Below are 6,038 nucleotides of genomic sequence, written 5' to 3'. Positions count from 1 at the left end.
TGCGCGACGGTGCGACGTTTCCCGAGCGTCGCCATGGCCGGCGGCGGACCGATTGCACTCCGGGGCCACGGTTTCCAGGTGGCGTGCGCCATTCCTTTCGGGTCTCAAATTTGTCGGGCGGGCATGCGCGCATGAAGCAGATCGACACACAGGCCGGGCGCGCGGAACTGCGCGCGGCGCGGCGCGAGAATCGTGGCTACCTCTGGTTCGTCGGCATCTTCAGCTTCTTCGTCAATCTGCTGATGCTGGCCGGCCCGCTCTACATGCTGCAGATCTACGACCGGGTGCTCAGCAGCCGCTCCGTGGAGACCCTGCTCGCATTGTCGCTGATCGTGGCGTTCCTTTACGCGATGATGGGTCTTCTCGACTACGCGCGTGGACGAATCATGGCGCGGGTCGGGGCCCGCATGCGCGCGCGGCTCGATCGGCGTGTCTTCGATGCGGTGGTCCGCAAATCCGCTCTCCTGCCGGACGAGCACGCGACGACCGGTCTGCGCGACCTCGACGCGGTGCAGCGACTGACGGCCGCGCCGGCGCTCATGGCGCTGTTCGACATTCCGTGGACACCCTTCTTTCTCGTGGGAATCGCGCTTTTCCACCCGTGGCTGGGGTACCTGGCCGTGGCCGGGGGAACGATCCTGATATGCTTCGCCGTCCTCAACCAGATTTTCAGCCGTCGCCCGAACAGCGAGGGCAACTCGGCCGTGTTCAGATCCGATATCATGGCCGGCCAGATCCGCGACGAGGCGGAGACGGTGCAGAGCCTCGGGATGCGCCACAATGCCTTCGACCGCTGGAAGCGTGGCCGCGACCAGGCCCTCGAGGGCACGTTGGCGTCCGCAGACATCTCCGGAAGCTTCACCTCCGCAACGAAGAGTTTTCGGCTCTTCCTGCAGTCGGCGATGCTGGGCGTCGGCGCCTATCTCGTGCTGCAGGGCGAACTGACGCCCGGGGCGATGATCGCGGGCTCCATTCTGCTCGGACGGGCGCTTGCGCCGGTCGAACTGGCGATCGGAAACTGGCCGCTCTTTCAGGCGGCGCGGCAGGGGTGGGATTCGCTTGCGAAGCTGCTCTCCGAAGTGCCGCCCGAAAGCGACCCGACGCCGCTGCCGCGGCCGCGCGCGCGGCTCGACGTGCAGCAGCTCACCATGGTGCCGCCGGGCGGGACGCAGGCGGCGCTTCGCATGGTCACTTTCTCCGTGCAGCCCGGTCAGGCGGTCGGTGTCATCGGCCCCTCGGGCGCAGGCAAATCGACGCTGGCGCGTGCGCTGACCGGGGTCTGGCGACCGACGGGGGGGCGCATCCGGCTCGACGGCGCGACGCTCGACCGCTACCCGGCAGACGTGCTCGGCGCCTACATCGGCTATCTTCCGCAGAAGGTGGAACTCTTCGACGGCACCATCGCCGAGAACATCGCGCGGCTGTCGACGGAGCCCGACGCCGCCCGCGTCGTCGAGGCCGCGAAGCAGGCCGATGCCCACGAGATGATCCTGCAACTGCCCGAAGCCTACGACACGCAGGTGCGCGGCGCCGGCGCGCGGCTGTCGGGCGGTCAGATCCAGCGTATCGGACTGGCCCGGGCCCTCTATGGCGATCCCGTGATCCTCGTGCTGGACGAACCGAACTCCAATCTGGACAACGACGGCAGCGTGGCGCTGAACAACGCGATCCGCAGCCTCAAGGAAGCGGGGCGCGCCGTGCTCGTCATGGCGCACCGCCCCGCCGCGATCCGTGAGTGCGATCAGCTTCTCATCCTGGACAACGGCGCGCGTGCGGCCTTTGGCCCGCGGGACGACGTGCTGAAGCAGGCGGTCAAGAACCACCGCGAGATCCTCGAAGCCCCGGGCACCGGAGGCGTGGCATGAGCGAGGAGAAACAGGGCACCGACACGCAGGGCCGGGAACCGGCCGTCTCCGTTCGAAGCGGGCCTCCACGCCGGGCCAAGCCAGGCAGGGGATCCGCGGGCGACGGGAGCGCCGGTGCACCGTCGCGCCGCCTGCAGATGCGTACTCCGCTCTCCGTGGGTCTTCTGGCGACGATGCTGCTGATCGGCGGCTTCGGCAGCTGGGCGGCGATGACCGAAGTCTCGGGCGCCGTCGTCGCCTCGGGCAACGTCGAGGTCGAGCGCAACCGCCAGGTGGTTCAACATCCCGACGGCGGCGTGGTGCAGGAGGTCCTCGTCGACGAAGGCGACACCGTGACGGCCGAAGAGCTGCTTCTCACCCTCGACCCGAGCGACATCGAATCCGAACTCGCCATCATCGAGAACGAACTCTTCGAACTCATGGCACGTCGTGGCCGTCTCGAGGCGGAGCGGCTCGGCGCCGGGCGGGTCGATTTCGATCCCGAGCTTCTGGGGCGGGCGGGCGAAGACCCGGAAATTGACGAGCTGGTGCAAGGACAGGTCAGCCTGTTCGAGGCACGCGCCGAATCGATCGAGCGCGAGAGCGAGCAGCTGACGCGGCGCGCCGCGCAGATCCGCGATCAGATCGAGGGCATCGAGGCCCAGCGGACCGCGCTCTCGCGCCAGCTCGATCTGATCGAGCGTGAGCTTGTGGGCCAGCAGAGCCTCCTCGACCGGGGGCTCGCGCAAGCCAGCCGCGTGCTCTCTCTCGAACGGGAACAGGCACGGCTGGAGGGACAGATGGGCGAACTGACCGCCCAGAAGGCCCAGGCCGAAGTGCGCATCACCGAGATCGAAGTGGAGGTCCTGCAGCTCGAAAGCGACCGCCGGGAAGAGGCGGTCACGCGGTTCCGGGATCTCCAATACCGCGTGCTCGAACTCTCCGAGCGGCGCCGTGTGCTGCAAAAGCGCCTCTCGCGCCTCGAAATTCGGGCGCCGTTGGGCGGCGTGGTCTACGGACTTCAGGTCACCACGCCGCGGTCGGTGCTGAAACCGGCCGACCCGGTGCTCTACATCATCCCGCAGAACCGCCCTCTGGTGATCGCCGCGCAGATCGATCCGATCGACATCGACCAGATCCGCGTCGGGCAGCAGGTCACGCTGCGCTTCTCGGCGCTCAACCAGCGCACGACCCCGGAACTCTTCGGCACGGTCCGAACGGTCTCGCCCGACGCCTTCACCGATGAAGGCTCGCAGCAGAGCTATTACCGTGCCGAGATTACCCTGTCGGAAGACGAGCGCGCAAAGCTGCCCGAAACCGTGACGCTGGTCCCCGGCATGCCCGTGGAAGCTTTCGTGCAGACCGAGGCGCGCACGCCGCTCACCTATCTCACGAAGCCGCTGACGGACTACTTCACCAAGGCCTTCCGCGAGACCTGAGCGATCCGCCTTTCCCCCCGGTGCGTGAGGCTGTAGCGTCGCGCCGCGAAAGCCGGACGAGGGAGGCAGAGATGGCCGGATACATGGCGCGACTGAAAGACCTTGGGATCGACCTGCCGGAGGCGAGCGCGCCGGCGGCGAACTACGTGCCTTACGTGGAGGCGGGCGGCCTTCTCTACGTCTCGGGGCAGATCTCGATGGACGCCGAGGGCAAGCTCATCACCGGCAAGCTCGGCGCCGATCTCGACACGGCGGCGGGCGCCGAGGCGGCGAAGCGCTGCGCGCTGATGCTGCTGGCGCAGGTGCGCGCGGCCTGCGGCGGCGATCTCGACCGGATGACGCGGGTCGTGAAGCTCACCGGCTTCGTCAACTCCACCCCCGATTTCACCGAGCAGCCCAAGGTGGTGAACGGGGCGTCGGATTTCCTCGTCGAGGCGCTGGGCGAGGCCGGGCGGCACGCGCGCTCCGCGGTCTCGGCCGGGTCGCTGCCGTTGGGCGTCGCGGTCGAGATCGAAGGCATCTTCGAGATCGCATGACGGCGCTGCACCCCGAGTTCCTGCGCCGCCCGGTCGCGCACCGCGCGCTGCACGGGCCCGGCCGCCCCGAGAACAGCCGCGCCGCGGTGCGCGCGGCGGTCGAGGCCGGATACGCGATCGAGATCGACCTGCAGCGCGCAGCCGACGGCGTGGCGATGGTCTTTCACGACTACGACCTTGCCCGGCTGACAGGCGAGAGGGGCGCGATCGGCGCACGAACCGCCGACGAGCTTTCGAGCATCCCGCTCGCGGGCGGCGACGGGGAGGGCATCCCGCGCTTCTCGGAGGTGCTGGAGATCGTCGGCGGACGCGTGCCGCTCCTCGTCGAGATCAAGGACCAGGACGGCGCGATGGGCGCGGGCGTCGGCGCGCTGGAGGAGGCCGCGGCGCGCGATCTGGCCGGGTACCCGGGGCCGGTCGCGGTGATGTCCTTCAACCCGCATTCCGTCGCCGCCATGGCCGAGCACGCGCCCGGGGTGCCGCGCGGCCTGACCACCGCCGCCTTCGATGCGGATTACTGGGCGCATCTGCCAGCGGCGACGCGCGACCGGTTGCGCGACATCCCCGATTTCGAGCGCACGGGCGCCGCCTTCGTCAGCCACCAGGCGAGCGACCTCGACCGCGCACGGGTGGCCGACCTCAAGGCACTTGGCGCGCCCATCCTCTGCTGGACCATCCGCTCCGAAGAGGCCGAGCGCGCGGCGCGGCGCCTGGCCGACAACGTCACCTTCGAGGGCTACGCCGCGGCGATCCCGGCTTGATCCCGCCCGCGCGCGGCCCAGATTGTGCTCAGCGCGACGGAGGCGGGATGCGCGACGAGACCATCGAGATCCGGACCCTGTCCACCCTCGGCGAGATCCCTGCCGCGGACTGGGACGCCTGCGCCTGCCCGGAGGCGGCAGACGCCGGCCGCCCGCACGACCCGTTCACCACGCATCGCTTCCTGAAGGCGCTGGAGGACAGCGGCTCCGTCGGTCCCGGCACGGGCTGGGAGCCGCACTACCTCACCGCCCGGCGCGGCGACGAGGTGATCGCGGTCGCGCCGCTCTACGCCAAGGGCCACAGCCAGGGCGAATACATCTTCGACCACAACTGGGCGCACGCCTACGAGCGCGCGGGCGGGCGCTACTACCCGAAACTGCAGATCGCCGTGCCCTTCACCCCCGCGACGGGGCGGCGCCTGCTGGTCCGGCCGGGCCATGAGGACGCCGGCCGCGCCGCGCTCCTGCAGGGGGCGACGCAGATCGCCGCCGACGCGGGGCTGAGCTCCGTGCATGTCACCTTCTGCACGGCCAAGGAGGCCGAGGCCGGCGCCGCCGCCGGGATGCTGCACCGCGTGACCGAGCAGTTTCACTGGCATAACCGGGATTACGCCGACTTCGACGCCTTCCTCGCCGATCTCTCCTCGCGCAAGCGCAAGACGATCCGCAAGGAACGGCGCGAGGCCAACGCCTTCGGCGGCGAGATCCGCATGCTCACGGGCGACGACCTCCGCCCCGAGCACTGGGAGGCGTTCTGGACCTTCTATCAGGACACCGGCGCGCGGAAATGGGGGCGGCCCTACCTGACGCGCGCCTTCTTCGACCTCGCGCAGGAGCGGCTGCGCGACGACATCCTTCTGGTCATGGCCGAGCGCGCGGGCGACTGGGTCGCCGGCGCCATGAACCTGATCGGGCGCGACACGCTCTTCGGCCGCTACTGGGGCTGTGCGGAGCATCACCCCTGCCTGCATTTCGAGGCCTGCTACTACCGCGCCATCGACTTCGCCATCGAGCGGGGCCTCGCCCGCGTCGAGGCCGGCGCGCAGGGCGAGCACAAGCTCGCCCGCGGTTACCTGCCCGCCGAGATCCACTCGCTGCACTGGATGGCCGAGCCCGGCTTCGCCGAGGCGGTCGGCCGCTACCTCGAGGCCGAGCGGCGCGCGGTGGAACAGGACATCGAGGTGCTCACGGCCTACGGGCCCTTCCGGAAAGCCAACGTGGAGGAACGCGAATGACCGAACTTCTGAGCGAGACCGGGCGCGAGACGATGCTGGCGCCGCTGTTCGACTCGGGCTGGACCATGGTCGAGGGGCGCGACGCGATCACCAAGACCTTCCGGTTCGACAACTTCGTGGAGGCCTTCGGCTTCATGACGCGCGCCGCGCTCTGGGCCGAGAAATGGGACCACCACCCGGAGTGGTTCAACGTCTACAAGACGGTGGAGGTCACGCTCTCCAC

Annotated in this window: 6 protein-coding genes; all 6 read left to right on the top strand. The window is 69.5% G+C overall.

The features are described from left to right. Positions 1–131 precede the first annotated feature (131 nt). Positions 132–1,865 (top strand): type I secretion system permease/ATPase, encoded by a 1,734-nt coding sequence (locus ACESL7_RS11935; RefSeq protein WP_372893544.1) that lies wholly within the window; start codon positions 132–134, stop codon positions 1,863–1,865. Positions 1,866–2,002: 137 nt separating this feature from the next. Further along, positions 2,003–3,283: an HlyD family type I secretion periplasmic adaptor subunit gene (locus ACESL7_RS11930; protein WP_372893543.1), complete on the top strand. Its 1,281-nt coding sequence runs from the start codon at positions 2,003–2,005 to the stop codon at positions 3,281–3,283. 71 nt (positions 3,284–3,354) lie between these two features. Then, positions 3,355–3,819: a RidA family protein gene (locus ACESL7_RS11925; protein ID WP_372893542.1), complete on the top strand. Its 465-nt coding sequence runs from the start codon at positions 3,355–3,357 to the stop codon at positions 3,817–3,819. Next, positions 3,816–4,580, top strand: a complete 765-nt coding sequence (locus tag ACESL7_RS11920) for a glycerophosphodiester phosphodiesterase family protein (RefSeq protein ID WP_372893541.1) — start codon at positions 3,816–3,818, stop codon at positions 4,578–4,580. The genes ACESL7_RS11925 and ACESL7_RS11920 overlap by 4 nt, the downstream gene beginning before the upstream one ends. A gap of 47 nt (positions 4,581–4,627) precedes the next feature. Next, positions 4,628–5,815, top strand: a complete 1,188-nt coding sequence (locus ACESL7_RS11915; protein ID WP_372893540.1) for a GNAT family N-acetyltransferase — start codon at positions 4,628–4,630, stop codon at positions 5,813–5,815. After that, positions 5,812–6,038, top strand: a 227-nt coding sequence (locus ACESL7_RS11910; RefSeq protein WP_372893539.1) for a 4a-hydroxytetrahydrobiopterin dehydratase, incomplete at its 3' end; no start/stop codon positions are given. The genes ACESL7_RS11915 and ACESL7_RS11910, both read left to right, overlap by 4 nt.

Source organism: Rhodosalinus sp., from assembly GCF_041685465.1.
Lineage (GTDB): Bacteria > Pseudomonadota > Alphaproteobacteria > Rhodobacterales > Rhodobacteraceae > Rhodosalinus.
This window is presented reverse-complemented; position numbering and strand designations above follow the sequence as displayed.